This is a genomic window from Polaribacter sargassicola, from assembly GCF_021991835.1.
Classification (GTDB): domain Bacteria; phylum Bacteroidota; class Bacteroidia; order Flavobacteriales; family Flavobacteriaceae; genus Polaribacter; species Polaribacter sargassicola.
On sequence record NZ_JAHDAU010000006.1, the window covers coordinates 1 to 26,347 of the forward strand.

Genomic DNA, 26,347 nt, shown 5'->3' on the forward strand with positions numbered 1-26,347 from the left:
ACATCTATCAACTGCAATAAAGGCAAGCCGAAAGCAGCCGTTTTTCCGGTTCCTGTTTTTGCTAAAGCAACCAAATCTTCTTTTTGTTGCAATACAACAGGAATCGATTTTTTTTGAATATCTGTAGATACTGTAATTTGTAATGCAGCTAATCTTTCTGTTATACTAGCCTCTATTCCTAAATCGGAAAAACGTTTTGACATAAAAAAATATTTTTGCAAAGATAGTTACACTTTTATTGCTTGTACTACCAATTGACATATATTAATTAGGTGTTTATAGAATCAACCAATCATATAAATATTTTGTATCAAAAGAAAGTTATCTTTCTTTTAAATGCTTAAATACAGCCCTAGTTAAAGGGATGTACATAAAACCACCTATAATAAGTACAATAAAAGCCCTTTGCAATCCAAAATATTCTGCCAAATACCCAATTAAAGGCGGACCTAAGAACATACCCACAGTAGCATAAGTACCTACAATAGCAATAACAATACCTGTTGCATATTTTTTTGCTTTCCCTGCCATGATAAAAGTCATCGGAAACAGACTTGCTACCCCAAAACCTGTCAAACAAAACCCAATTAATGCAATCCAAAAGACAGGAAATAAAACCACTACAGACATACCAGACATAATTAAAACAGCGCTAAAATAATATAGCTTTTTAATACCAAAACGCTCCATTAGCTTGTCTATAATAAATCGAGAGGCAGACATGCAAATCATAAACAATAAATATCCGTAAGTAAATACTTCTACTTTTACCACGTCTTTAAAGTAAACACCATTCCAATCATAAATACCACCTTCGCAAATAGAAGCAAAAAACAACATTAACCCCAGTAACATAATAAACCGATTGGGCTTGCCTAGTTTAAATTTGGTGTTGTTGGTAGATTTATCATTTTTAATTAAATATGGATAAGCTATAAAAACACTTACTAAAGACAACAGTGCTACTATTAAAAAATGAATTTGAACAGAGATTTTTAATTGTAACATTAAAGTAGTAATTAAAACTCCTATAACTCCACCAATGCTCCACAAACCATGAAAAGAGCCTACTATGCGTTTTTCAAACTTTTCTTGTACAGAAATAGATTGCGTATTTATGGTGATGTTGATAATTCTTAAACAAAGAGCGAACAAAAAAAGTGAGAAAATCAACAAATACAAATGACTAGAAAAACCTATCAAAAATAAAGAGATAAAATATCCAATGTATGCAAATTGCTGGGGAATTCTACTATCGTATTTAGAGACTAACCAGCCAGAAAGCGGAATACCAATAATAGCACTTACAGGCATAACCATTAACAAACTACCCAATTCTTGTTCGTTTAATAAAAACTTATCTTTAATGGTTGGTATTCTAGAAGCCCATGAAGAAAAACAAATACCCGACAATAAAAAATAAACTGATAAGGAAATACGCTGTAAACTTCTTTCTTGCATTGTTGCATTTTTAAGGTAGCAAAAGTAATTTTTTTTACATACGTAAACGCTTTTTAACACTAAATATATCAATATAAAAATGCTTTTTAAGCGTTCTGCAAAAACACTATCCTTTTAAAAAACAACAACTTATTTATTTACATTTTAATAATTAAATTTAAAAGTCTGATTTCAAAAAATTAAAATATCTTCGCGCCCGTTATGTGGATGTATTTAGGACTTTTAGCAGCCTTATTTTTAGGCTTGCACAATTTATGTAAAAAACACGCCGTACAAGGCAATGAGGTTTTTCCGGTATTATTAGGTACTATTTCTGCTGGTTTTTTAGTATTATTACCTTTATATGTAGGTTCTCTTTGGCAACCAGATGCCATGAAAGAAATGCAATTATTTGTAGAAAATATTGCTTGGCAAACTCATGGATTCATCTTTATAAAATCGGCTATTATGGCGTCTTCTTGGGTATTGGCTTATCAAGCTTTAAAGCATTTGCCTATTACCATTGTAACGCCTATCCGTTCTGCGGGTCCGTTTTTTACTTTTTTAGGAGCCATTTTTATTTATCAAGAAAAGCCAAATTTTTGGCAATGGATTGGTTTTTTTCTGATTATTTTTTCGGTGATGTTGTATTCTAGAATCGGTAAAAAAGAAGGCATCAATTTTAAAAGAAATAAATGGATTTTCGCTATTATTGGGGCAACTTTTTTAGGAGCTTCTAGTGGTTTGTATGATAAGTTTTTGATACAAAGCTTAACTTTAAATCCGCAAACGTTGCAATTTTGGTTTTGCTTTTATACGGTTTTAATTTTATTGGTGATTTTAAGCATTACTTGGTTTCCTAAAGCCGAAAAACGCAAAGCTTTTAAATGGCGATGGTCCATACCTTTAGTAGGTATTTTATTACAAATTGCCGATTACTTTTACTTTAGAGCATTGCAAGATCCAGAGGCTTTAATTATGTTACTTTCTGCCATAAAACGTAGTCAAATTATTATTGCTGTGGTTATTGGCGGACTTATTTTTAAAGAACAAAACAAGCGTAAAAAACTGATTCCTTTAGCTGGAATTTTAATTGGTGTTTTCTTGATTTTATATACTAAATAAGGTTTGTATATTTTGATAAATTCTGTCAATTCGAGTGAATTTTACGATAGAAAGGAGTAAAATTTATATCGAGAATAAGAATTTTATCTTTTAAATTAGTTCTCGATACAATTTTTCGTTCCTCAAAATCACTCGAACTGACATTGATTTATATTTTCACCTTAAAACACGCAACATATTAAAATTCTTTTAATTACACTTCTTTTCTTAAAACTTCTAAAGGCGGACTCTTTAAAACGGTTCTAATATTGCTCAACCCAATCAATAACACCAATAATGTAATCCCAGGTAAAAACACCAAAAACGGAATTGCAGACGGCATAAAGGGTTCTTTAAATAGCAACGTTGCTAACAATTGACTGCTTATGAGTGATAATAAAATTCCGATTAAACTACCCAACAAGCCTAAATACACATATTCTAACGCTGTTATTTGTACTATTTGTTTGCTTTTGGCTCCTAAAGTTCTTAACAAAACGCTTTCTTTTATTCGTTGATATTTACTATTTCTTACAGAACCAATCAACACTATAATTCCGGTTAAAATGCTAAAAAATGCCATAAAATTGATAATCCAAGAAATTTTATCTAAGATATCTTCTACAATGGTAAAAATCTGACGAATGTCTAAAATAGTGATATTAGGATAATGTTTTACCAAATCTCTTTGTAAATCTGCCGAACTTTCTGCGTCTGGTACATAGGTAGTAATTACGTTAAATTGCGGTGCATTTTCTAAAACACCCTCCGGAAAAACAACCGAAAAATTCAATTGAATATTCCCCCAATTTACTTTACGAACGCTACCAATGGCAGTTTTCATTAAAACCCCTTGTATATTAAAAACAATTTCGTCTCCTACTTTTAAATTGGCATCTCTTGCTATATTATCTGATATTGAAATTAATACAGGTTGATTGGCAGTTACTTTTTCTACCCAATCTCCCTCTAACAATTCTTCTGAGTCTAACAATGTACTTCTATAAGTAGTTCTAAATTCATGATTTAAAATCCATCTTTTTCCTCTAGTTTTAGAAACGGTGTCTTTACGCATATCATTAACCAACTGATCTTTAATTTGATGCATGCGCATGGTAACAATTGGTATGTTATCTATAATTTCTAAATCTTTAGTTGTAATGGTATTTACCACGTCTTCTTTTTGATTGTTTTGTACATCCATTAAAATGATATTGGCATCATTTTTATTGCTATCAATAGATGTCTTTGCCAATAAAATATCTTTTGTAAAATACAGCGTACTAATTAAAAAAGTACCCAAACCAATGGCCACAATTAACACCATAGTTTGGTTGTTAGGTCTGTATAAATTTAACAGACTCTGTCTTTGGGTAAATCCCCATTTTTTAGGAAAATACGTTTTTATTAGTTTCATAAACAAAGTAGCAATACCTGCTAAGATGCCAAAAGCCACCAAAATACCACCTGTAAACACCAAACCATTTACAGCGTCTTTTAACAACCAAAAAGAAAATAAAAACACAAACACTAAAATAGTAGCAAAAGTAAATAAACGTGCTTTTTTAGGTTTCTGTAAATAATCGTCTGTACCTCTTAACACTTCTAACGGAGACACATACCAAGTGCCCAACAAAGGCAATAAAGCAAATAAAACCGACATTAAAACCCCTAAAGTAATTCCCATTATTAAAGGTTGTATGGTAATGGCAATTTGTACATCAAATGGTAAAAACTCTTTTAATATATACGGAAAAGCATATTGCAAACCAATACCGATACTAACACCAATAAGACCACCTACCAAACCAACACCTATTATTTGTAGCAAATAAATGATGAAGGTTTGCTTTCTAGAAGCACCTAAACATTTTAAAACAGCTACGTTTTTTAATTTTTCTTTGATGTAAATATGCACAGAACTGGCAATACCAACACATCCTAAAAGCAAGGCAATAAATGCAGCTAAATTTAAAAAACGACCTACATTATCATACCTTCTACCCAAACGAGCACTTGTACTTGTGTGTGTATCTATATCAGCATTTTCTTTATCTAAAATTGGGTCTAATTCTTTATCTAATAAATCTAAATCCATTTCTGGTGGCGCTACAAAAAAGTATTGATACTCTTTTCTACTCCCCAATTGCAACAATTCTGTTTCTTCTATAAATCGATACGGAATTAAAACTGTAGGTGCTACAGAGGTAGAAATAGCCGTACTACCCGGAATCGATTTTAAAACCCCAACAATCGGAAAAGTGGTTTTACCTAATTTGATAGAATCGCCCGTTTTTAAATTGAATTGTAACAACAAAGTAGCATCTACCAATGCGCCACCTAATTGCTGATACTCTTGTCCTGCCGTTGTTGGGTCTGTTTCTAAAGTTCCGTAAAAAGGAAAATTTCCTTCTATAGCACGTACTTTTACTAATTTGGTTCCTTCGTTTTTTGGAAAAGCCGCCATCGACACAAAATTCACTTCAGAAGCACCAACATTTAAAGAATCGATAATATCCATCACTTTTTTAGAAGGCAACTTTTTACTGTCGATGATAAAATCGGCACCCATTAAAGCTTTAGATTGGCTTTTAATATTGTCTTTTAAATTTTGACTAAATAACTGAATGGAAACCACAGCAGCAATTCCTAAAATGATAGATGCCATAAATAACAGCAATCTAGAAATACTTGCTTTACCATCTCTCCAAGCCATTTTAAAAAGCCATTTTACCGGAGTTTTTAAAGTAGAATTAGGCATGTATTGCGCTTGTTTTTTCGTTTGAAATAATTTTACCACCTTTTAATTTAAGAATTTGCTGGGTTCTGTTGGCCAATTCTAAATCGTGTGTAATAATGATTAAAGTTGTACCAGCTTCTTTGTTTAAATCGAACAATAATTGAATGACTTTTTCGCCAGTTTCTTCGTCTAAATTTCCAGTTGGTTCATCTGCAAATAACACAGAGGGTTTGTTAGAAAAAGCCCTTGCCAATGCCACACGTTGTTGCTCTCCACCAGATAATTGCGATGGATAATGATCAAAACGAGCCTCTAACCCTACTTTTTCTAATAGCTCTTTTCCTATTTTAGTCGCATTCTTTGCTCCTTGTAATTCTAAAGGTACAATTACATTTTCTAAAGCAGTAAGTGTTGGTAATAATTGAAAATTCTGAAAGATAAACCCGACTTCCTTATTGCGTAATTGTGCCAATTCATCTTCATTTAAATCTTGTAAATTGCTACCACATAACTCTATATTACCCGAAGTTGGATAATCTAAACCTGCACACAAACCTAATAAAGTTGTTTTACCGCTCCCAGAAGGCCCAACAATAGAAAAGATACTTCCTTTTTCTACCTCAAATGAAATGCTAGATAGTACAGTTAGTTTTTTAGAACCACTTGTATATGTTTTCTCTAGTTCGTTAATCTTTAATATCTTTGTTACTGTATCCATTTAACCTTTATATTTTACGAAGAATGATAAAACTGAAAAATAAACAATTGCTTTTAAATGCTAAAGGAAGCTACTTAAAAGTTTTCTTAAAGTTTAGCTATCTCTTTTTATTTGTTTTGTTTTCTTGTGGAAATGGAGATACAACTAAGAAAAAAGACACAACCAAAACAAATGTAGAAGAACCAACTAAAACATCTGAAAATAGTACTACAAAAACTATTTTATTTTTTGGTGATAGTTTAACAGCTGGTTATGGTTTAAAGGATGTAAATGATGCATATCCGGGATTAATTCAACAAAAAATAGATTCACTTTCCTTAGATTATACTGTGATAAATTCTGGTGTGAGTGGAGAAACTACTGCTGGCGGTAAAAGCAGAATTGATTGGGTGATAAAAAACCAGAAAGCTGATATTTTTATTTTAGAATTAGGAGCAAATGATGGTTTAAGAGGTGTGCCTTTACAAGAAACTAGAGAAAACTTACAAGCCATTATTGATGCGGTTTTGGTACAAAACCCGGCAACAAAAATTGTATTAACCGGTATGCAATTGCCACCTAATATGGGGATTGATTATACTACGGAATTTAAAACCATTTTTCCGGAATTGGCAAAAAAGAACCAATTACTATTAATTCCGTTTTTACTAGAAAATGTAGGTGGTATTCCTTCTTTAAATCAAGGGGATGGCATTCATCCTACTGCAGAAGGACATCAAATATTGGCAAAAAATGTGTGGGACGTTTTAAAACCGATGATTTTGTAACTTCTAAAAAAAAAACAGCTAAAATACAAAAGCAAATTAATCCCTTACCAATCAGAAATCCGATAAAGCTTTTACCTACCAATCAATAGGAAAATAATCTTTTAAGAATTTACCAGACCAATGTTTCCCTGTGTTAATTCCGTCTATTAACGGATCCATAACCCTGGCTGCACCATCAACAATATCTAAAGGTGGTTGAAAATCGTGTGTTTCTGCTTTCTTTTTAGATAGCTCAGCAGGATCTTCATCGGTAACCCAACCAGTATCAACGGCATTCATATAAATACCAGATTTAGCAAACGTAGAAGCCGATGTATGTGTTAACATATTTAAAGCCGCTTTTGCCATATTGGTGTGCGGATGCCTATCTACTTTTTTAAATCGATGGAATTTCCCTTCCATCGCTGTTACGTTGATAATGTGCTTTATACCCGTATTTTCTTTCATCATTAAATTAGACAAACGATTACACAGTACAAACGGAGCAACCGCATTAACCAACTGTACTTCTACCATTTCTGTAGTTTCTATTTGTCCTAATTTTAAACGCCAACTATTGGTTTTTCTTAAATCTACTTGTTGTAAATCTGCATCTAATTGTCCTTCTGGAAAAACTTCTGACGTTTGTAACGAATTGTCAAAACTATACGGAATTTGAGACAATTCAGCCGAATTACGCAAGCCAATTCCTGGTTCTGGTCCGTGCCAAGTAACTGGCAATACGTTATTTTTATCTGTTTTAGAAGGACCAACACTTAAGCTAGACAATTCTTCTAAACAACTTTCGTGATCTTTTAATAAAATCTGCGCTAATTTTGGTAATTGATCAATCGGCTTCTTTTCATTTTCCATTAAATGAAAATAGAAACCAGACGGACGCCTTACCGTTTGTGCAGCATTATTGATTAAAATATCTAATCGATCGTATTTCTGTTCTATATAATTACAGAAAATTTCTACACTTGGTATGTGTCTTAAATCCAATCCATGAATATGTAATCGATCAGACCAATCTTTATAATCTTCTTCTTTTGCAAATCGGATAGCAGAATCTGCTGGGAAACGTGTAGTTGCCACCACGGTTGCACCAGAACGCAACAACATTAAGGTAATATGATATCCTATTTTAAGACGAGAACCAGTAATTACAGCAACTTGACCTTTTAAATCTGCCGTTTGAAAACGTTTTGCATAATTTAAATCGCCACATTCTTTACACATGGTATCATAAAAATGATGCAGTTTGGTAAAAACCGTTTTACATACGTAACAATTTCTTGGCGATTCTAATTCTGGCGTATCTTCTGGTATGGCTGCTGCACCTAATAATTTAGGAGCCACAAATAAAGCAGCTTCTCTTGCAGAACGAATTCCGGTAGATTTTCTTGCGTGTTTATCACTTTCAATCATTTTACGTTTTGCCGCTTTTTTAGCATCTTTACGTCTGCGCTGAAATTCATCACGATTTGGGCGAGATAATTCTCCTGCAACTTTAAAAAGTGCGACTCTTTGCGCTTCTGGCAACTCAAATAATTGGTTGGTATCCGCTAACAACTTTTGAAGTGTTTGAATACAGTTTTCAACTTCTAGATTCTGTTTTTTATCACACATGGCAAAACAACTTGTATATTTATTAAAAGCTTATTTAAAACAAGCGTTTTATGATAATGCGAAACTAGTTCTTTTTTAACAATTTTAAGTTAAAAATAATCGAACTAATCAATACAAAACCAATAAAATTACATTTATCTTTATAGGTAAAATAAAGATCATTTCAATTCTAAATTACATCAACAAACATATTTAAAATTGAGAAAACAGTTTTTTGATAAAAAATAGTATTATGAAACAAAAAATTGGAATTATTTATGCTTCTGTAGATGGGCAAACAAAAGAAATTTCAGAAAAATTAAATAAAAAATTGAAAGAAGAACACATTAAAACAAAACTCTGTTCTATTGAAAATTTTAATGATGATCTTGCTCAATTTCAAATGTTAATAATAGGTGCAAGCATAAGATATGGCAAACATAACAACCGTGTTTTAGAGTTTATAAACCACAACAAAAAACAACTTAGCCATATTAAAACGGCTTTTTTTTCTGTAAATCTTGTTGCCAGAAAAGCCTCTAAAAATTCACCAAATACAAATCCTTACCTCTGCAAGTTTTTAAAGAAAACAAATTGGACTCCTGATTTTTTAGAAGTTTTTGCCGGTAAATTAGATTATCAATCTTACTCTTGGATGGATCGAATTATGATTCAACTAATTATGAAATTAACAAATGGTCCTACAAAATCTAAAAAACCTATTGTTTATACAAATTGGGATAAAGTAAATCGTTTTGGTTTAAAAATCTGTAAAACTTATAAAACCACCTAAAAACCATTATCAACCACATTAAATTTCCTCAACATTTCTTGATGAATTAAAGGGTGCATTTATTTTTTTACTAAAAAATAACAAACATGATATAAGTCAGATTTTAGCTGAAATAGCTATCGTAATTTTACGATAAGAAACAGCTAAAGAAATTTAAATATCATGACATTAGATAAAGACACAGAGCGTTTAGCAAAAGTAGCCAAAGCTTTAGGACATCCTACTCGCATTCGTATTCTAAAATATCTCGACAACCAATCTCATTGTTTTACAGGAGATTTGGTAGATGTATTGCCGATTTCACAGTCAACTGTTTCTCAACATTTAAAAGAATTAAAAAATGCAGGTTTAATTAAAGGAGAAGTAAAACCGCCTAAAATTAAGTATTGCATAGATCAAAAAAATTGGAAACAGGCTAAAACCTTATTTGAAGATTTTTTTAAATAGAATTTATTATGAATCCGATCTTTTTAATGATCGATAAAAACAAATACAATGAGTAAAGTAATTAAAGTTTTAGGCACAGGTTGCCCTAAATGCAAAGCAATGACACAAGTTGTTACAGATGTAATTTCTAAACACAACATAGATGCAACCGTAGAAAAAGTAGAAGATATTATAGAAATTATGAAATATAATGTAATGACAACACCTGCTCTTTTAGTAGATGATACAATCTGCATTAAAGGGAGAGTTCCTTCTCAAGATGAAGTTTTTACTTTTTTATCTAATAACGAATAAAACAACATCAATTTCTTACAGAAACATAGTAATTCTTAGAAATAACTATAAATTTTAAAAAAATGTTTGATTGGTTACAACACTTTGCGGATTGGTTAATTTTTACTGTTTTTAACATTGATGCAGGAACCAAATTAGGTACTGCATTAAATTTCTTTGTATACGATACCATTAAAATAATGATATTGTTATTTGTAATCGTTTTTATAATGGGAATTGTAAATACATATTTCCCGATAGAGCAGCTTAAAAATTACTTAAACAAGAAAAAACTTTATGGTTTAGAATATGTTTTTTCTGCCATTTTTGGTGCAATCACTCCTTTTTGTTCTTGCTCTTCTGTACCTTTATTTATTGGTTTTGTGCAAGGCGGAATTCCGTTAGGCGTAACTTTCTCTTTTTTAATTACATCACCATTAGTAAATGAAGTTGCTATTGCTATGTTTCTTGGAATGTTTGGCCTAAAAGCCACATTAATTTATGCCTTTTCGGGTATTTTATTAGGTACAATTGGTGGTTGGTTATTGGGTAAAATGAACTTAGAACCTTTACTTTCTGATTGGGTAAAAGAAATTCTTAAACTTAAAATGCAACAAACTTCTTACCAAAAAGAACAACAAACATTTTACCAACGTTTACCAGAAATTACTCGTGCCGCTACAGACATTGTAAAAGGAGTGTTGCTGTATGTAATTATTGGAATTGCTATTGGTGCAATTATGCACGGTTATGTACCAGAAAACTTTTTCAATCAATATTTAGGAGGCGGCCAATGGTGGACTGTTCCGCTTGCTGTAATTCTTGCTGTGCCTATGTATGCTAATGCTGCAGGAATTGTACCTGTTATTCAAGTATTTGTAGCCAAAGGTGTGCCGCTTGGTACTGCTATTGCTTTTATGATGGCAACAGTTGGTTTATCCATTCCGGAAGCTACTTTGCTTAAAAAAGTAATGTCTTTAAAACTAATTACTCTCTTTTTTGCAGTAGTAACTATCTGTATTATTATTTCTGGATACGTATTTAACTTATTATTGTAAACATAAAATTGTAAAAAAAGTAAATACAACTAATAGGCATCTACATCAATAATAAATCGGATAGGTCTAAAATCTTTTACAGCCTCAAACGTATTTCTAATTTTAGTAATTTGATTTTTGGTGTTGGCTAAATTCTGTTTTGGCGGTATTTTAACCACTATGTTTTTTATATACTGATTTCTAATTCTAGAAACAGCCGGTTCTGTTGGTCCTAATACATATTCGCCAAAAGAATTCTGTAGTGCTTTTGCTAACCAATTAACGCCACTGTCTACTTTGTGATAATCTTTATGCTTTAAAGTAATTTTAATCAAACGATAATAAGGTGGATATTTATATTGCCAGCGTTCTTGCAACTGCTCTTTATACATTTCTGCATAATTGGTGGTAGATACTTGTTGTAAAATTTGATGATACGGATTGTAGGTTTGTATGGCTACGTTTCCTTGTTTTTTACTTCTTCCTGCTCGGCCAGATACTTGTACCATCATATCAAAAGCTCTTTCATGCGCTCTAAAATCTGGAAAATTAAGCATAGAATCTGCATTTAAAATTCCTACTAAAGACACGTTTTCAAAATCCAATCCTTTCGATAACATTTGTGTCCCCACCAAAACATCTATTTCTTTGGCTTCAAAAGCACCAATTATTTTCTGATACCCAAATTTACCTTTGGTAGTATCTAAATCCATTCTTCCAATATTGTAATCCGGGAATAATTCTTTGAGTTCTAATTCTATTTGCTCTGTACCAAACCCCTTATTATCTAAGGTATTACTACCACAAGCACCACAACTATTAGGCATTGCGCGTTGGTAGTTACAGTAATGGCAACGCAACTCGTGTCTAAATTTATGATAAGTTAATGAAACATCGCAATTAGGACATTGCGGAGAAACACCACAAGTATTACACTCTACAACCGGAGAAAATCCACGTCTATTTTGAAATAAAATTACTTGTTCTTTTTCATCTAAAGCTTCTTGAATCAATTTTAATAATCGATCCGAAAAATGCCCTTTCATTTCTTTTTTTCGTTGCTTTTCTTTTACATCAATCAATTCTATTTTTGGCAATTGTACATTACCATGACGTCTATTTAAAGATACAAAACCGTATTTTTTTTGCTGTGCATTAAAAGTACTTTCTAAAGAAGGTGTTGCAGAACCTAATAAAATTTTTGCTTTGTGCAATTTAGATAAAACAACCGCAGCGTCTCTGGCATTATACCTTGGCGAAGGTTCAAATTGCTTATAAGATGTCTCGTGTTCTTCATCTACCACAATTAAACCTAAATCTGAAAAAGGTAAAAAGAGAGAAGAACGTGCGCCTAAAACAATTTGTGCTTTGGGCTTATTTTCTAAAACATTGTTCCACACTTCTACCCTTTCATTCATAGAATACTTAGAGTGAAATACCGAAATTTGGTTTCCGAAATAAAACTGTAAACGCGTAATAATTTGCGTAGTTAATGCAATTTCTGGCAAAAGAAAAAGTACTTGTTTACCAGAATCTAAAACTTCTTGTATTAACTTTGTATAAACCTCTGTTTTACCAGAACTTGTAACCCCGTGTAAAAGTGCAACATCTTTTTCTTTAAAGTTTTCTTTAATTTCTAAAAGTGCTTTTTCTTGAAATTCATTTAGTACTTTTAAATCGTTGGTGTCTCCTTTAAATTGAATTCTATCTGTTTGAATATGATAAAATTCGAAAATATTTTTATCTACCAATGATTTTAAAATAGTAGCAGAAACCTTTGCTTTTTCTTCTAATTCTTTTGCTTTAATTGGTTTTTTAGAAGCAGATAATTGAAAAAAAGTTAAAACAGCTTCTCGCTGTTTTTTAGCTCTAGACAATTCTTCTAACAAATTACCCAAAGAATCATCAGAATTATAATTGTCATGCAAACGAACATATTTTACCAATTTGGGTTTGTATTGTTCGTAAATTTCTTCTTTTATGGTAATTGCTTCTTTTTTTATTAGAGCATTTACAATGGGCATTACTTTTTTCTGTCCCAAAATAGCCACCACTTGATGAATGGTTAATTGCGATTGATGCTGTAAAGCTTCAAAAATTAAAAACTCATCATCCGTTAAAAGATTTTCTTCAGTAAAATCTTCGTTTTTATTGATGATTGTTTCGCTTTCTAGCAAAAAAGCAGAAGGTAAAGCAGCTCTATACACATCACCCAAAGAACACATATAGTAGTTAGCAACCCATTGCCAATGTTTTAATTGCAGCTGATTAACCAAAGGTATTTCATCTAAAATTTGATGAATTTCTTTAGCTTCATACAAAGCTGGTTTGGTTTGATGAATGTTTAAAACCAAAGCAGCATACATTTTAGATTTACCAAAAGAAACTGCAACTCGCATTCCTTTTTGTAAAAAATCCGCTTCTTCTTTAGTTACAGAATACGTAAAAGTTTTCTGAATTGGGATGGGTAATATGACGTCTATAAAATGAATAATGCATTTTTTTTATTGATTTCAAAACTACATAAAATTCACTACATTGTAAGTAGAAATTTTAAACAAAACAATTAAATAAAATGGGGAAATTAACCAATTTTTTTGATGCAATATTCAAATCAAAATTAACAAATAAAGAAGTAAACAATACCATTACAAAAATTGATTACATCCCTAGTAATATAGAAATTATAAAAATGCCTAACATTAATAATAAACAATTTAAAGTTTCTAAATGGTTTTGTAAAGTAGGTAATACTGTAAAAAAGGGAGATATCATTTGTGAACTAGATAGTAAAGGCAATACCATTGAATTTGAAAGTTTTATTTCTGGTAAACTCGTTGAAATTACAACAAAAAAAGGCTTCTTAAATTATAAGGAAGAGATTTGTAAAATAGAACGTTTTTAGTTATTTCCAATTAATCTTTATAAACCGATTGTTCTTTACAAAGCCTTTAGGTATTTTATCTAAAACCTCTAACCTTAACGCATCTATTAAATTTTCTTTTGCAAAAGATTGATGTACAACAATACTTACTTCTCTAATTGGTTTGGGTTCTGTAAAATTTATATGAGAACCAACATCATTTTTATTGATTGCCATTTCTGGTACTAATGTAAAACCCCCATAATTGTCTACCATTTTTTTTAAAGACTCTATAGAACCACTTTCAAACTGAATGCTTTTAGGTTTTTTAGTTTGAGAGCATATGTTTAAAACCTGATTTCTAAAACAATGTCCGTTTTTTAACAGCCAAATATTATCTAAAGTTTCTATCTCTTTGGCAGATACTTCTTTTTTATCACTTGAAAAAAGATTCTTTTGTCCATAAAAAACAAACGGCTCATTATACAACTTAATTTCTCTAATAAAAGATTCATTTAGCGGTGTTACTAAAATACCAATATCTATTTCTTTCTTTTTTAATGCAGCAACAATATTTTCTGTCTGCATTTCTTCTATAATAAGTGTTGTTTCTGGATATTTTTCTGAAAAAGAGCCAGAAATTAACGGAATTAAATAAGGAGAGACTGTGGGAATAATCCCTATTTTAAAACTACCTTCCATACTATGTAACTCTGTATTTACCATATTTTTTAACTCATTTACTTCACGTAAAATCATCTTAGATTTGGTAATAAATACTTGTCCTAAATTTGTAGGTTTAAAAGGTGTTTTACTTTTATCAAAAATAGAAAAACCTATTTCGTCTTCTAATTTTTTAACCTGAATTGTAATTGTTGGTTGGGTTACAAAACACTTTTTTGCAGCAGTAACAAAATGCCTATACGTGTCTAATGCAATTACATATTCTAACTGTTGCAGCGTCATTCTATATTAATTTTAGCAATACAATTATATAAACTATTAATTTGATTAATGAGAAGCGCTGATTGATATTTGTACTTTAATTATAAATAAAATCAATTTAAAATGAAAACAAAATTAGTAACACTTATTGCTTTATCCTTTGTCTTTTTAGGATTTTCACAAACAAACAGCAATAAAAAAATAATAACCACAAATGGTGGTGTACCCGTTGGTGACAACCAAAATTCTAAAACAGTAGGCGAATACGGACCTGTTTTACTAGAAGACATCCATTTAGTAGAAAAATTAGCTGCTTTTGATAGAGAAAGAATTCCGGAAAGAGTTGTACACCCAAGAGGAGCGGGTGCTTCTGGTTATTTTGAAGCCACTAAAGACATGTCTGAATTTACAAAAGCAGTGTTGTTTTCTAAAGCAGGAAAAAAGACAGATTTAGCAGTTCGTTTTTCTACTGTAATACATGGTAAAGGTTCGCCAGAAACAGCAAGAGACCCTAGAGGTTTTGCTGTAAAATTTTATACAGAACAAGGTAATTATGATATTGTTGGTAACAATTTACCAATCTTTTTTATTAGAGATGCTATCAAATTTCCAGACATGGTACATTCTTTAAAACCTTCTCCTGTAACCAATAAACAAGATCCTAATCGATTTTTCGATTTCTTTTCTCATGTGCCAGAATCAACACATATGATTACAAGATTGTATACAGATTTAGGAATACCTAAAGGTTACCAATACATGAATGGAAGTAGCGTACATGGTTATAAATGGATTAATAAAGCTGGTAAAGTAACTTATGTAAAATATTCTTGGGTGTCTAAACAAGGCGAAAAAAACTTAACTACAGAAGAGGCTGCCGTACAACAAGGTAAAGATTGGCAACACGCAACTGTTAGTTTACGTAAAGATATAGATGATAAAAATTACCCACAATGGGATTTATACGTACAAATGATTGCTCCAGAAGATTTACATTCTTTTGATTTTTGGCCTTTAGATGCTACCAAAGATTGGCCAGCAGATAAAATTGAAAAAATTAAAATTGGTACAATGACTTTAAACCAAAATCCAGTAAATTATTTTGAACAAGTAGAAAGCATTGCTTTTTCTCCTGGTGCATTAATCCCAGGTGTAGAACCTTCTGAAGACAAATTATTACAAGGTAGATTGTTCTCTTATTTTGATACACAAAGACACAGATTAGGTCCTAATTTTTTACAGTTAGAAATTAATAAACCATTAGAAGAACCAAATAATTATAATTCTGATAGTTGGAACAGTGCTGGCAACAAAAGATTTGAAAACCCAGATGTTAACTACCAACCAAGTAGCAAAGCTTCTTTAACAGAAGATGTGCAATACAAACAATCTGAAACTACACTTGCAAACGTAACAATTACACAAAAGAAAATTTCTAAAACAAATGATTTTGCACAAGCAGGAGATTTTTACAGATCTCTTTCTAAAGATGAACAAGATAATTTAATTAAAAACTTAAGTGGAGATTTAGGTCAGGTTACGGATAAAAACATTCAAATGACAATGATTCGTTATTTCTACAAAGCAGATAGAAATTACGGAATGAGAGTTGCCGCAGCTTTGGGTTTTTCTGCTAAAGATTTTATGAGTCATAAATAAAAAAATCCCCTAATTCTAAAAAGAGGTTGTGTTTTTTACACTTCCTCTTTTTTAAAGAAAAAATTATGAAACAAATTATATTTATTTTAATATTAATAATTACAACAACTACTTCTGGTCAATCTATTTTTGAAGCTTCTAGAAGTGGCGATTTAGAAAAAGTAAAAGCAATTTATACTTTAAATAACAATGCTATAAATACAACAGACAGTAAAGGCTTTACACCATTAATTTTAGCCGTTTATAACAACAACCCAAAAATTGTTGCTTTTTTATTAGAAAAAGAAAGTAATGTAAATGCCAAAGATTTATCTGGCAATACAGCTTTAATGGGTGTTTGCTTTAAAGGTTATACAGATATTGCCAAAACATTGATTAAAAATGGAGCCAATGTAAACCTACAAAACTACAACGGTGCTACTGCCTTAATTTATGCCAGTACTTTTGGGCATTTAGAAATTGTTAAATATTTATTAGATAATAATGCTGATAAAAACCTAAAAGATAACAGAGGAAATACTGCCTTAAAACACGCAGAAATGCAAGGTAATACAGAAATTGCAATGCTTTTAAAATAAAACAACTTTTAGTAATAGTTCTTTTTTAAATTTTTTACCCTAATTAAGTCCAAAATAAAATGTTTGGACTTAATTTGATTTCTATCTTTTTAAATTACATCAATACAAATTATAAAAACTATTTTTACTGTAATTTTATAAAGAGAAATCTTAAATTATTTATGATTAAAATTGCTTCTAAAAAACACTTTTTTATTAATAATAAAACACCTCTTTTAGTTGCAGGTATTTTTCTTTTTATAAATTTAATTCAAGCTTATTTTACTCCATTATTAAATGATGAAAGCTATTATTGGTTGTACTCTAATAATTTACAATGGGGTTATTTTGATCATCCACCTTTTATTGCAATCTTAATAAAATTTTCTACTCAAATATTTCCTTTAGAAATTGGTGTACGGTTTATTAATGTTTTATTAGGTGCATTTACCATTTTTATATGGTGCAAATTAATTGAGCAAGAAACTAAAGCTATTTTAAATAGCAAACTTACTTTTTTATTATTAGGCGGAAGTTTATTTATTAATCTGTATACTTTTCATGCAATACCAGATACTCCTCTACTCTTTTTTGAGGCATTATTCTTTTGGTTATACTCTAAATACTTAAAAAACGATCAATGGAAAACAGTTATACCACTGTCTATTGTAATTGCGTTGTTAATTTATACCAAATACCACGGAGTTTTAATTGTATTTTTCACCTTATTATCTAACCTTAAAATACTTAAACGAAAATCTGCTTACCTAATATTTGCTTTGGTTTTGGCTCTCTTTACTCCGCATATATATTGGCTATTCGAAAATGATTTTCAAACCATAAGATTTCAATTATTTGAAAGAACAGCTTCTGGTTTTAAGTTAAAAAATATTTTAAGCTATGTTGGAGAACAATTAGGTTTAACCGGACCTATTTTTATTTTGCTTTTTAGCATTCTTTATAAAACCAAAAATCAATTTCAAAAAACACTTAAATACAATACTATAGGTGTTTTTATATTCTTTTTAATCAATTCTTTTAGAGTAAATATAAATGCTTATTGGACCGTTATCGCTTGGTTTCCGATGCTATTTTTATGCTACTTATATTTTACCGAAAATAAACCCAAAAAGAGCTATTTAGGTTTGTTGATATTCAACATCACTTTAGTTATTTTTTTGCGATTTGCATTTCTATTTGAATGGAACAAAATTGCTCATTTTAATGACAGAAACCTTAAAGTAATGGCAGCTACTTTAAAAAAAGAAGCCAACGGAGATCAATTAGTATTTTTAAATACTTTTATAGAACCTGCTGCATATATGTTTTACGAAAACGAAAAATGTTTTTCCATCAATAACGTTTTTTATAAGAGAACTCAGTTTAATTATTTAGACACTTATGAAAATTTAGTACAAAATAAACCGGTGCTTTTGGTCGCAAAACATCCTTTAAACAAAGTCGCTAAAAAAATTGATATCCCAAATGGAAAAACTTATTACGTAAATAGAATTGAAAATTTTAAGAGCTATTATACTACTATTAATGTAAAATCATCCGATTTATACGGTATTAAAAAAAGTGGAGAAAATTTAACTGTTAATTATACCGTTGATGCTGATTTGTCATCAGAAGAAAAGCATACAATTGCAAACGATTCGGAAATTTATTTACAATTAAACCTAATTCATACGGAAACAAAAAAATTCTATAGCTATAAAACTTCCTTTACTATTTTAGCAAAAGATCCAACACATTTAGAAATAAAACTACCTACAGAAAAAGGAAAATATAACTGTGTTTTTAGCATTAACCGAAAAAATTATAATTATTTAAACGGATTTAATAGCTTAACGTATTCTATTGATATAGAATAAATTAAATATTTTAGAGGTTACAAAAGTTGGCAAACAAGTTTAGCCCTGATTGCAGCAATTGTTTGAGCTCTTTTTAAGATTGGGTTTCATAAAAAGATATTTTTATGAAGCACATTCTAGCGAAGCGTTAAAAAAGCGAGTGCGGAAAGCAGGAATTAGCTACAAAAAAACAAGTTTACAAGTTTAAAGTAATAAAAAAGCCTCTCAAAATTTGAGAGGCATTTTTTATTATTAAGCTATTTTTTTAGCATTTTTAGCTTTTTGCTTTGTAATTGCAATATCTATTACTTCTTTCATTTCTGTAACATAATGGAAAGTTAAACCTTTTAAATAACTTTCTTTTATCTCTAAAATGTCTTTTTCGTTGTCTTTACACAAAATAATTTCTTTAATATTTGCTCTTTTAGCAGCTAATATTTTTTCTTTAATTCCGCCAACAGGCAATACTTTTCCTCTCAAAGTAATTTCACCCGTCATGGCCAATTTATTTTTAATTTTACGCTGTGTATAAGAAGAAACTAAAGAGGTTAACATAGTTATACCAGCACTTGGCCCATCTTTTGGCGTTGCTCCTTCTGGTACGTGAATATGAACATCATACTTTTCTAACACTTCTGGTTTAATACCAAATTCTTCTGCATTCGATTTTATGTATTTCATTGCAATGGTTGCAGATTCTTTCATAACATTACCAAGGTTACCAGTTATAGAAAGTGCTCCTTTTCCTTTAGATAAAATAGACTCTATAAACAAAATATCTCCACCAACTTGTGTCCAAGCCAAACCTGTAACAACACCTGCAGTATCATTATTTTCAAATTTATCTTTGTTTCTTGGTGTACCTAAAATATCTTCTACTTTTTCTGAAGACAAAGTAATATCATACTCTTCTTCTAAAGCAATAGATTTTGCTGCAAAACGTACCACTTTGGCAATTTGTTTTTCTAAACCACGTACACCAGATTCTCTTGTGTAACCTTCTACAATTTGCTCTATTTGTTTTTTACCTAATTTTAAGTCTTTGGTAGTTAAACCATGTTCTTTTAATTGTTTTGGTAATAAATGTCTTTTTGCTATTTCTATTTTTTCTTCAATAGTATAACCGGTTACATTTATAATTTCCATTCTATCACGCAAAGCCCAAGGAATTTGCCCTAAATTATTAGCTGTTGCAATAAATAAGATTTTAGACAAATCGTAACCTACTTCTAAATAATTATCATAAAAAGCTTCGTTTTGTGCCGGATCTAAAACTTCTAACATTGCAGAAGAAGGATCTCCTTGATGGCTTTGCCCTAACTTGTCTATTTCATCTAAAACAAAAACTGGGTTTGATGTACCTGCCTTTTTTAAATTCTGAATTAAACGACCTGGCATTGCACCAATATATGTTTTTCTATGACCTCTAATTTCGGCTTCATCTCTTAAACCACCTAAAGACATACGTACATATTTACGACCTAATGCTTCTGCTACAGATTTACCTAAAGAAGTTTTACCAACTCCTGGAGGTCCGTATAAACAGATAATTGGCGATTTCATATCGTTTCTTAACTTTAAAACAGCCAAATGTTCTATAATTCTGTCTTTTACTTTTTCTAAACCAAAATGATCTTTATCTAAAACTTTTATGGCGTGTTTTAAATCGAATTTATCTTTAGAGTAAACACCCCAAGGCAACTCTAACAATAACTCTAAGTAGCTTCTTTGAACGCCATATTCTGCTGCTTGCGGATTCATTCTTTTTAATCGATTCAACTCTTTTTCAAAAGTATCGCCAACTTCTTTAGTCCACTTTTTAGTTTTTGCTTGCTTGCGCATTTCTTCTAATTCTTCATCATTAGAAGCACCACCCAACTCTTCTTGAATGGTTTTTAATTGTTGATGTAAATAATATTCTCTTTGTTGCTGATCTAAATCTTCTCTTGTTTTAGACTGAATATCGTTACGTAATTTTAATTTTTGTAGTTCTTTATTTAAGTTTTTTAACGCTAATAAAGCACGTTCTTTTAAGCTACTTTTTTCTAAAATTGTTTGTTTTTGAGCTACAGATAAATCCATATTTGATGAAATAAAATTCACCAAGAAAGAATTGGATTTGATGTTTTTAATAGCAAAAGAAGCTTCGCTTGGTAACATAGGATTTTCTTTAATTACCTCTAAAGCTTGTTCTTTTATTGCATCTATAATAGCATCAAACTCTTTTTTATCATCAACATTTTTATCTTCTATAGCTTCTTTTACAGTTGCTTTTAAATAAGGTTTGTCTTGTATAATTGTATCAATTTCAAAACGTTTTTTACCTTGTATAATTACAGTTGTATTACCATCTGGCATTTTTAAAACACGTAAAATTTGCGCTACAACACCAGTTGTATGAATATCACTTAAAACAGGTTCTTCTACATCTTCATTTTTTTGTGCTACTACTCCAATTACTTTATCGCCTTTATTGGCGTCTTTAATTAATTGTATCGATTTATCTCTACCTGCAGTAATTGGTATTACAACACCAGGAAATAAAACGGTATTTCTTAAAGGCAATATTGGTAATATTTCTGGTACACTTTCTTTATTAATAATCTCTTCGTCTTCTGGCGTCATTAACGGAATTAATTCCGAATCTTCATTCAACATATTTTGAAGCGACAAATTGTCTAAATGCATTACTTTTGGTTTGCTCATTTGTTATATCTCTGTCATACTGACATTAATTTTTAAAGCAATAAAAATCAACATCAATTCGTTATTTATAATTTACTGATAATCAATTATATAAAATGCAATATAATTAATATCATTTAATAGAAAACAATTGTTGTGCCAAGGTTTAAAAGCGTACTTAACACGTAACATAAAGCTTAGTAACTATTACTCCTTTCTTATTATCTAAAACGTAAGAAAGTAATTGTTTTTCTTCTTTTATTTTTAAACAAAAAGGAGGCGCTAAAAGATCTAAACCACTTTTCTTTTTTATTCTAATACCTTGGCCAGAAATAATATCTTTATTTGCTTCAAAATGTCCGTTTGGTATATGTTCAGTTAAAATAATATACTTATAATTTGTTAATTTATCAACTATTTTTTTTACTTCTTTATTAGATAAATGCTGTAACACTTGCCTTAAAATAACACAATCTCCTTCGGGTAAATTATCTACAGCAATATCTAAACATTTAAACTCTAAATTATTGGCTTTAAATTTTTGCTTGTTATAATTTATTAAATCTAAAACAATGTCTACAGCTATGTAATTTTTAACATAAGCCACAAAATGTTTACCAATATTAAAATCTCCGCAACCTAAATCGCAAACAGTAATTGGCTTTTTAAAAGAGGTTAAAAAATGGGTTACCATCTTAATATATGGTGCTATAATATCTGGTTGATGAGAGCCAGAACCAGAATAAAATTGGTCTTTATTTGTACCCCAAAGTTTCATTTTATAAACCTGATCCATTGCATCTTTTGTTGGCCAAGGTTTTTTATTTTTTTTCTTCAAAACAAATTATCATTAAACAACTTCAATTATTTTCTTCATTTTTGTACAAAACAAAATATATGTCTGCAATACAGGTTAAAACAATTACATATAAAAGTTGGAAAAAAGCTGTTGAGATTTCAAATTTAGAAATTAAAATTATTGTAATTCCTAAAACAGGAAGAATAATTTCTTTTGGTTTTATAAATGATGAAAATATATTTTATGAAAACGACCAATTAACAGGAATTGAATTAAAAATTGGAGAATATTTTTATAACAACTCTATAAAACAAGCACCAAATATTGGTGGAAATAGAGTTTTACCTTGCTCAGAAGAATACCATCATTTGATAACAGGTTCTAGACATATTCCCGATCCTTATATTAATGCAAGTGCTTATACTGTTGATTTTTTAGAAAACGGAATTGTTTTAAAAAGTCCGGTTAGCAATCTTTTAGGCATTCAGATTAAAAGAACAATTACTATTTTTAACAAAGGTTGTAAAGTAAATATTTATCAAGAATTGATAAAAAAACAAGCTGCTAAAAATGCCGAATTAGACAAAATTCCTTTAACCATCTGGAGTTTATCAAAAATTAAAACACCCAACATTAGTTATACAAAACTTCATAAAAATAGTATTTTTAAAGATGGGTTTACCATTTCTAAATGGCCAGATGCAAAAAATTATGCCGAAGAAAATACTTCTATCAAAGATGAAATTTTAGCATTAAAATCATCCGAAGAATTTCCTCAAAAAATTGGTACTGATGCAAAAAAATGGGTTGCCGGATATTTAAAAAACACGCTATTTATAGAAGAGTTTACGTTTGATGAAAATGCAACTTATCCAGATAACGGAACTTCTGTTACTATTTTTGGCAATCATTTATTTACCGAATTAGAATGTTTAAGCCCAGAAAAAATACTGTTAGTAGGAGAAAAAATCAATTATAATTTAAGTTGGAATTTGTTAAAAATCAGTAACAAAAAAGAAATAATTAATACCTTACCAAGGTAAGTTATTAAACTTTTAGCAACAAAACCGAGTTTTTTGTTAATTTTTCTTTAAAAAATAAAGGTTCAATTAAGTTTTTTTAGTAATTTTATATTTGTAATTCAACTATTTAAAACAAACCTATAATTTTCTATCGTCCCCTAAATGATAAAAAAGCCTATTACTACTTTATTTAACTATAAAACCCTCTACCCAAAATACGAACATTATTATTATAGAAATATTTTAAAAATGTATGATAAACCAGAAACATATTCTGGCTTAGTAGATTTGTGTTTAAATAAAAAAGAGGTTTTAACAAGTAAAGAAATTTATTTTTCTAGTAATTTAAAGTTTAATTACACCATAAAAAAAGCGAAGAAAAATATTTTTAGTAAAAGAGTTACAATAAAGAAAATAGAAAATACTACAATTTTACTTCATAAAACCAGAATTGGTGGTTATCCTGCTAAATTAGTAATGCACTTTTATCAAAACAACTTGTTTTTATTTAACTATACCTTTTCTAATTTATCTAATAATGATAAAAGCATCATTAAAAATGTTTTAAAAGAAAAGTATTTAAATAATAATACACAGTTTAGTTTTTCTAAAAATAGAATTGTAGATAGCTTAGGTAATCATATATTTATTGAAGATGATGTTTATTTTACAATTAACTACATTTCTTTAACAGATGATTTTTTTAAAATGCTAAATAATATAAAAGAAGAATTAGAAATTAAAAAGAAAGTTAGAAAAGAGCTTCATAAAAAAGAACTTTATAACAACCTATAAAGTTATAGTAGTTTGCAATAAAAAATATTTTTTTCATAAAACTGTCACAAATTAAAAAGTATTTTGTCTATACAATAGAATCGTTTTATTGGAAACTAATCAACCACATATAACCAACCTTATAGAACGCTGCAAAAAGTCAGATAAAAATGCGCAGTTAGATTTGTACAAAGCTTATTATAAAGCAATGTACAATACAGCTCATCGTATTTTAAAAGATAGTTTTGAAGCAGAAGATATTATGCAAGAAGCCTTTTTAACGGTTTTTACAAAAATGCATACTTATAAAGGAGAAGTTACATTTGGTGCATGGTTAAAAAGAATTGTTATCAATAAAAGTTTAACACAATTAAAAAAGAATAATAGGTATAATGAAGTTAAGATGGAAGTGATACCTAATAATGATTTAGAAACAGAAGAAGTTATAGATTATTCTAAATTAAAAGCTAGTAAAGTATTAGATTGTTTACAAAGTTTAAAAGAAAATTATAGACTTGTATTAACATTACATTTAATAGAAGGTTATGATTATGAAGAAATTGCAACAATACTAAACTATACAAATGATAATGTAAGAACAACCGTTTCTAGAGCAAAAAAGAAATTAAAGCAAGTATTACTTGCCGATAGTATAAAAACACAAGCGTATGGAAGATAAATTAAATCAGTTTTTTTCTGAAAACGAATTCGATTTTCTAGAACCACATTCTAGCCATTTAGATCGTTTTGAGCGCAAATTAAATAAACAAAAAAAAGTAGTTAAAACCTCTTGGAAATGGTTATCAGTTGCGGCATCAATAATTTTGGTTCTAGGCTTTTTCTTGGGGAGTAATCATCAAAAAAGTCAATTAGATTTAGCAGATGTTTCTCCTAAAATGGAAGAAGTACAAACTTACTTTGTATCTACTATAAATCAAGAATTAAAAACTTTAGAAAAAAATAGAAATTTAGACACAGAAAGCATTATAGAAAATGCACTTGAAGAATTAGAAGAATTACAAGAAGAATATACAGATTTTGTTAAAGAATTAACTAAAAATGGTAAGCAAAGAGAAATTATAAATGCAATGATTAAAAACTATCAGCAACGCTTACTTATTTTAGAAAACACTTTAGAGCAAATAGAACAAATTAAAAACCTTAACATTAAAAAAGATGAGATTTATATATAAAATCACTTTATTTTTTCTTTTTATTCCGCTCTTAGTTACCGCTAATGATGACAAAAAGAAACACGAAAAAAATAAGGTTATAAAAAAAGTATTTAGTGTAAACCCAAATGCAACCGTATCTTTAAATAATAAATATGGTAATTTAAACATTACAACCTGGGATAAAAACAGTGTAGAAATAGCAGTAACAATTACCGTACAAGGAGACGATTTAGATGATGTAAAAGATAAAATATCTGGTATTGATGTAATTTTTAATGCGAATAAATCTTTTGTAGAAGCAGAAACTATTATAGAAAGTAATAAAAGTAGTTGGACTTCTTGGTTTAAGAGTAGCAAAAACATTAATTACAAAATTAATTACGATGTTAAAATGCCAAAAACTAATTCGGTAGATTTAGATAATGATTATGGTAATATTTATTTAGATAATTTAGACGGAAAAGCTAATATAGATTGCGAATACGGTAAAATAGCAATAGGTAATTTAAATGCTACAAGTAATGTAATTAATCTAGATTACTCTAACAGTTCTACAATACATTACATAAAAAAGGGTACTATTAATATTGATTATTCTAAATTAACTGTTGATATTTCTGAAAACATAAAAGCTGTTGCAGATTATTCTACTTTAAAATTTGATAAAACAGAAACAATTGATTTTAATTGCGATTATGGATCTATTTCTATTGAAGAAGCCATAGACATTAAAGGTAATTCTGATTATTTAACAATGCGTTTTGGTACCGTAAAGAAAAACTTATTAATTAATACAGATTACGGTTCTATAAGTGTTAAAAACTTAGTAAAAGATTTTGAAAATGTAGATATTAACAGCGAATATGCTAGCATAAGAATAAATGTAGATCCTGCTGTTGTTTTTGATTTTGTAATAGATTTACAGTACGCTGGGTTTAGTAGAAATAATGATAAAATAGATTTTTATAAAAATATATCTAAAGCTACATCAAAATATTTTGAAGGCAAATTCGGAAAAGGAAACACAAAATCTAAAATGGTCATTAACTCTCAATACGGAGGAGTTAGTATCAAAGAAAATTAAAAAAAATCAACCAAAACTA

The 26,347-nt window shown here is 29.6% G+C and carries 24 protein-coding genes; 15 read left to right on the plus strand and 9 right to left on the minus strand.

All coding sequences use genetic code 11. From position 1 onward, the window contains the following. Nucleotides 1–203, minus strand: a 203-nt coding sequence (locus KI686_RS10565) for a DEAD/DEAH box helicase (protein ID WP_237589258.1), incomplete at its 3' end; no start/stop codon positions are given. A gap of 118 nt (nt 204–321) precedes the next feature. Next, the gene (locus KI686_RS10570; RefSeq protein WP_237589259.1) at nt 322–1,461 is read right to left on the minus strand and encodes an MFS transporter; all 1,140 of its coding nucleotides are present in this window, start codon (nt 1,459–1,461) and stop codon (nt 322–324) included. Between the two features lie 201 nt (nt 1,462–1,662). On the opposite strand from KI686_RS10570, the gene KI686_RS10575 reads away from it, so the two are divergent. Next, nucleotides 1,663–2,565: an EamA family transporter gene (locus KI686_RS10575; protein ID WP_237589260.1), complete on the plus strand. Its 903-nt coding sequence runs from the start codon at nt 1,663–1,665 to the stop codon at nt 2,563–2,565. Between the two features lie 193 nt (nt 2,566–2,758). Here KI686_RS10575 and KI686_RS10580 read toward each other — a convergent pair whose 3' ends face one another. Continuing rightward, a complete protein-coding gene (locus KI686_RS10580; RefSeq protein ID WP_237589520.1) occupies nt 2,759–5,260 on the minus strand; it encodes an ABC transporter permease in 2,502 nt (833 codons plus the stop codon). A 37-nt stretch (nt 5,261–5,297) separates the two neighbouring features. Then, nucleotides 5,298–6,002, minus strand: a complete 705-nt coding sequence (locus KI686_RS10585) for an ABC transporter ATP-binding protein (RefSeq protein ID WP_237589261.1) — start codon at nt 6,000–6,002, stop codon at nt 5,298–5,300. Nucleotides 6,003–6,025: 23 nt separating this feature from the next. On the opposite strand from KI686_RS10585, the gene KI686_RS10590 reads away from it, so the two are divergent. Next, nucleotides 6,026–6,769, plus strand: coding sequence for an arylesterase (locus KI686_RS10590; RefSeq protein ID WP_237589262.1), 744 nt, complete (start codon nt 6,026–6,028; stop codon nt 6,767–6,769). A gap of 75 nt (nt 6,770–6,844) precedes the next feature. Here the strand turns inward: KI686_RS10590 and KI686_RS10595 are convergent, their stop codons facing one another. Then, entirely contained in the window at nt 6,845–8,380 is a 1,536-nt protein-coding gene (locus KI686_RS10595) for an SDR family NAD(P)-dependent oxidoreductase (RefSeq protein WP_237589263.1), read from the minus strand. 232 nt (nt 8,381–8,612) lie between these two features. Between KI686_RS10595 and hemG the strand changes: the two genes are divergently transcribed. The 4 genes from hemG (at nt 8,613) to KI686_RS10615 (ending at nt 10,930) form a co-directional block, all read left to right on the plus strand. Further along, nucleotides 8,613–9,152 carry a menaquinone-dependent protoporphyrinogen IX dehydrogenase gene (gene hemG / locus KI686_RS10600; RefSeq protein WP_237589264.1) on the plus strand — a complete coding sequence of 180 codons (540 nt, stop codon included), beginning with the start codon at nt 8,613–8,615 and terminating at the stop codon, nt 9,150–9,152. Nucleotides 9,153–9,314: 162 nt separating this feature from the next. Further along, nucleotides 9,315–9,599 (plus strand): ArsR/SmtB family transcription factor, encoded by a 285-nt coding sequence (locus KI686_RS10605; RefSeq protein WP_237589265.1) that lies wholly within the window; start codon nt 9,315–9,317, stop codon nt 9,597–9,599. A gap of 48 nt (nt 9,600–9,647) precedes the next feature. After that, on the plus strand, nt 9,648–9,893 hold the full coding sequence (locus KI686_RS10610; protein ID WP_237589266.1) for a thioredoxin family protein: 246 nt from the start codon (nt 9,648–9,650) through the stop codon (nt 9,891–9,893). Between the two features lie 62 nt (nt 9,894–9,955). Continuing rightward, nucleotides 9,956–10,930: a permease gene (locus tag KI686_RS10615; protein WP_237589267.1), complete on the plus strand. Its 975-nt coding sequence runs from the start codon at nt 9,956–9,958 to the stop codon at nt 10,928–10,930. 29 nt (nt 10,931–10,959) lie between these two features. Here KI686_RS10615 and priA read toward each other — a convergent pair whose 3' ends face one another. Further along, complete coding sequence (priA, locus tag KI686_RS10620) at nt 10,960–13,404, minus strand: replication restart helicase PriA (RefSeq protein ID WP_237589521.1); 2,445 nt, start codon at nt 13,402–13,404, stop codon at nt 10,960–10,962. Between the two features lie 80 nt (nt 13,405–13,484). Between priA and KI686_RS10625 the strand changes: the two genes are divergently transcribed. Then, complete coding sequence (locus KI686_RS10625) at nt 13,485–13,814, plus strand: biotin/lipoyl-containing protein (RefSeq protein ID WP_237589268.1); 330 nt, start codon at nt 13,485–13,487, stop codon at nt 13,812–13,814. Here the strand turns inward: KI686_RS10625 and KI686_RS10630 are convergent, their stop codons facing one another. Beyond that, nucleotides 13,815–14,738 carry a hydrogen peroxide-inducible genes activator gene (locus KI686_RS10630; RefSeq protein ID WP_237589269.1) on the minus strand — a complete coding sequence of 308 codons (924 nt, stop codon included), beginning with the start codon at nt 14,736–14,738 and terminating at the stop codon, nt 13,815–13,817. Between the two features lie 102 nt (nt 14,739–14,840). Here KI686_RS10630 and KI686_RS10635 point away from each other — a divergent pair, with 102 nt between their 5' ends. The 3 genes from KI686_RS10635 to KI686_RS10645 all read left to right on the plus strand — a co-directional run bounded on the left by KI686_RS10635 (nt 14,841) and on the right by KI686_RS10645 (nt 18,810). Further along, nucleotides 14,841–16,376, plus strand: coding sequence for a catalase (locus KI686_RS10635; RefSeq protein WP_237589270.1), 1,536 nt, complete (start codon nt 14,841–14,843; stop codon nt 16,374–16,376). 65 nt (nt 16,377–16,441) lie between these two features. Beyond that, nucleotides 16,442–16,954 (plus strand): ankyrin repeat domain-containing protein, encoded by a 513-nt coding sequence (locus tag KI686_RS10640; protein WP_237589271.1) that lies wholly within the window; start codon nt 16,442–16,444, stop codon nt 16,952–16,954. Between the two features lie 161 nt (nt 16,955–17,115). Continuing rightward, complete coding sequence (locus tag KI686_RS10645; protein ID WP_237589272.1) at nt 17,116–18,810, plus strand: ArnT family glycosyltransferase; 1,695 nt, start codon at nt 17,116–17,118, stop codon at nt 18,808–18,810. 231 nt (nt 18,811–19,041) lie between these two features. Here KI686_RS10645 and lon read toward each other — a convergent pair whose 3' ends face one another. Together lon and KI686_RS10655 are read right to left on the minus strand one after the other, a co-directional pair. Continuing rightward, a complete protein-coding gene (gene lon, locus KI686_RS10650; RefSeq protein WP_237589273.1) occupies nt 19,042–21,495 on the minus strand; it encodes an endopeptidase La in 2,454 nt (817 codons plus the stop codon). Nucleotides 21,496–21,652: 157 nt separating this feature from the next. Next, complete coding sequence (locus KI686_RS10655) at nt 21,653–22,270, minus strand: methyltransferase domain-containing protein (protein WP_237589522.1); 618 nt, start codon at nt 22,268–22,270, stop codon at nt 21,653–21,655. Between the two features lie 101 nt (nt 22,271–22,371). Here KI686_RS10655 and KI686_RS10660 point away from each other — a divergent pair, with 101 nt between their 5' ends. From KI686_RS10660 to KI686_RS10680, 5 genes are all read left to right on the plus strand, one after another. Continuing rightward, nucleotides 22,372–23,316 carry a hypothetical protein gene (locus KI686_RS10660; protein ID WP_237589274.1) on the plus strand — a complete coding sequence of 315 codons (945 nt, stop codon included), beginning with the start codon at nt 22,372–22,374 and terminating at the stop codon, nt 23,314–23,316. 141 nt (nt 23,317–23,457) lie between these two features. Next, nucleotides 23,458–24,090 carry a hypothetical protein gene (locus KI686_RS10665; protein WP_237589275.1) on the plus strand — a complete coding sequence of 211 codons (633 nt, stop codon included), beginning with the start codon at nt 23,458–23,460 and terminating at the stop codon, nt 24,088–24,090. 88 nt (nt 24,091–24,178) lie between these two features. After that, nucleotides 24,179–24,748, plus strand: coding sequence for an RNA polymerase sigma factor (locus tag KI686_RS10670; RefSeq protein ID WP_237589276.1), 570 nt, complete (start codon nt 24,179–24,181; stop codon nt 24,746–24,748). Continuing rightward, the gene (locus KI686_RS10675; protein WP_237589277.1) at nt 24,738–25,262 is read left to right on the plus strand and encodes a hypothetical protein; all 525 of its coding nucleotides are present in this window, start codon (nt 24,738–24,740) and stop codon (nt 25,260–25,262) included. The genes KI686_RS10670 and KI686_RS10675 overlap by 11 nt, the downstream gene beginning before the upstream one ends. Continuing rightward, nucleotides 25,246–26,328 carry a DUF4097 family beta strand repeat-containing protein gene (locus tag KI686_RS10680; protein WP_237589278.1) on the plus strand — a complete coding sequence of 361 codons (1,083 nt, stop codon included), beginning with the start codon at nt 25,246–25,248 and terminating at the stop codon, nt 26,326–26,328. Before KI686_RS10675 ends, KI686_RS10680 begins: the two co-directional genes overlap by 17 nt. The last annotated feature ends 19 nt before the right edge of the window (nt 26,329–26,347 follow it).

Bases quoted from the DNA above. Each gene is read 5' to 3' on its own strand.
- KI686_RS10630 (WP_237589269.1), bottom strand. From the start codon at position 14,738: ATGACGCTGCAACAGTTAGAATATGTAATTGCATTAGACACGTATAGG.
- KI686_RS10625 (WP_237589268.1), top strand. From the start codon at position 13,485: ATGGGGAAATTAACCAATTTTTTTGATGCAATATTCAAATCAAAATTA.
- KI686_RS10665 (WP_237589275.1), top strand. From the start codon at position 23,458: ATGATAAAAAAGCCTATTACTACTTTATTTAACTATAAAACCCTCTAC.
- KI686_RS10660 (WP_237589274.1), top strand. From the start codon at position 22,372: ATGTCTGCAATACAGGTTAAAACAATTACATATAAAAGTTGGAAAAAA.
- KI686_RS10575 (WP_237589260.1), top strand. From the start codon at position 1,663: ATGTGGATGTATTTAGGACTTTTAGCAGCCTTATTTTTAGGCTTGCAC.
- KI686_RS10605 (WP_237589265.1), top strand. From the start codon at position 9,315: ATGACATTAGATAAAGACACAGAGCGTTTAGCAAAAGTAGCCAAAGCT.
- KI686_RS10640 (WP_237589271.1), top strand. From the start codon at position 16,442: ATGAAACAAATTATATTTATTTTAATATTAATAATTACAACAACTACT.
- KI686_RS10585 (WP_237589261.1), bottom strand. From the start codon at position 6,002: ATGGATACAGTAACAAAGATATTAAAGATTAACGAACTAGAGAAAACA.
- KI686_RS10645 (WP_237589272.1), top strand. From the start codon at position 17,116: ATGATTAAAATTGCTTCTAAAAAACACTTTTTTATTAATAATAAAACA.
- lon (WP_237589273.1), bottom strand. From the start codon at position 21,495: ATGAGCAAACCAAAAGTAATGCATTTAGACAATTTGTCGCTTCAAAAT.
- KI686_RS10635 (WP_237589270.1), top strand. From the start codon at position 14,841: ATGAAAACAAAATTAGTAACACTTATTGCTTTATCCTTTGTCTTTTTA.
- hemG (WP_237589264.1), top strand. From the start codon at position 8,613: ATGAAACAAAAAATTGGAATTATTTATGCTTCTGTAGATGGGCAAACA.
- KI686_RS10675 (WP_237589277.1), top strand. From the start codon at position 24,738: ATGGAAGATAAATTAAATCAGTTTTTTTCTGAAAACGAATTCGATTTT.
- KI686_RS10590 (WP_237589262.1), top strand. From the start codon at position 6,026: ATGATAAAACTGAAAAATAAACAATTGCTTTTAAATGCTAAAGGAAGC.
- KI686_RS10655 (WP_237589522.1), bottom strand. From the start codon at position 22,270: ATGGATCAGGTTTATAAAATGAAACTTTGGGGTACAAATAAAGACCAA.
- KI686_RS10615 (WP_237589267.1), top strand. From the start codon at position 9,956: ATGTTTGATTGGTTACAACACTTTGCGGATTGGTTAATTTTTACTGTT.
- KI686_RS10595 (WP_237589263.1), bottom strand. From the start codon at position 8,380: ATGTGTGATAAAAAACAGAATCTAGAAGTTGAAAACTGTATTCAAACA.
- KI686_RS10680 (WP_237589278.1), top strand. From the start codon at position 25,246: ATGAGATTTATATATAAAATCACTTTATTTTTTCTTTTTATTCCGCTC.
- KI686_RS10610 (WP_237589266.1), top strand. From the start codon at position 9,648: ATGAGTAAAGTAATTAAAGTTTTAGGCACAGGTTGCCCTAAATGCAAA.
- KI686_RS10570 (WP_237589259.1), bottom strand. From the start codon at position 1,461: ATGCAAGAAAGAAGTTTACAGCGTATTTCCTTATCAGTTTATTTTTTA.
- KI686_RS10580 (WP_237589520.1), bottom strand. From the start codon at position 5,260: ATGGCTTGGAGAGATGGTAAAGCAAGTATTTCTAGATTGCTGTTATTT.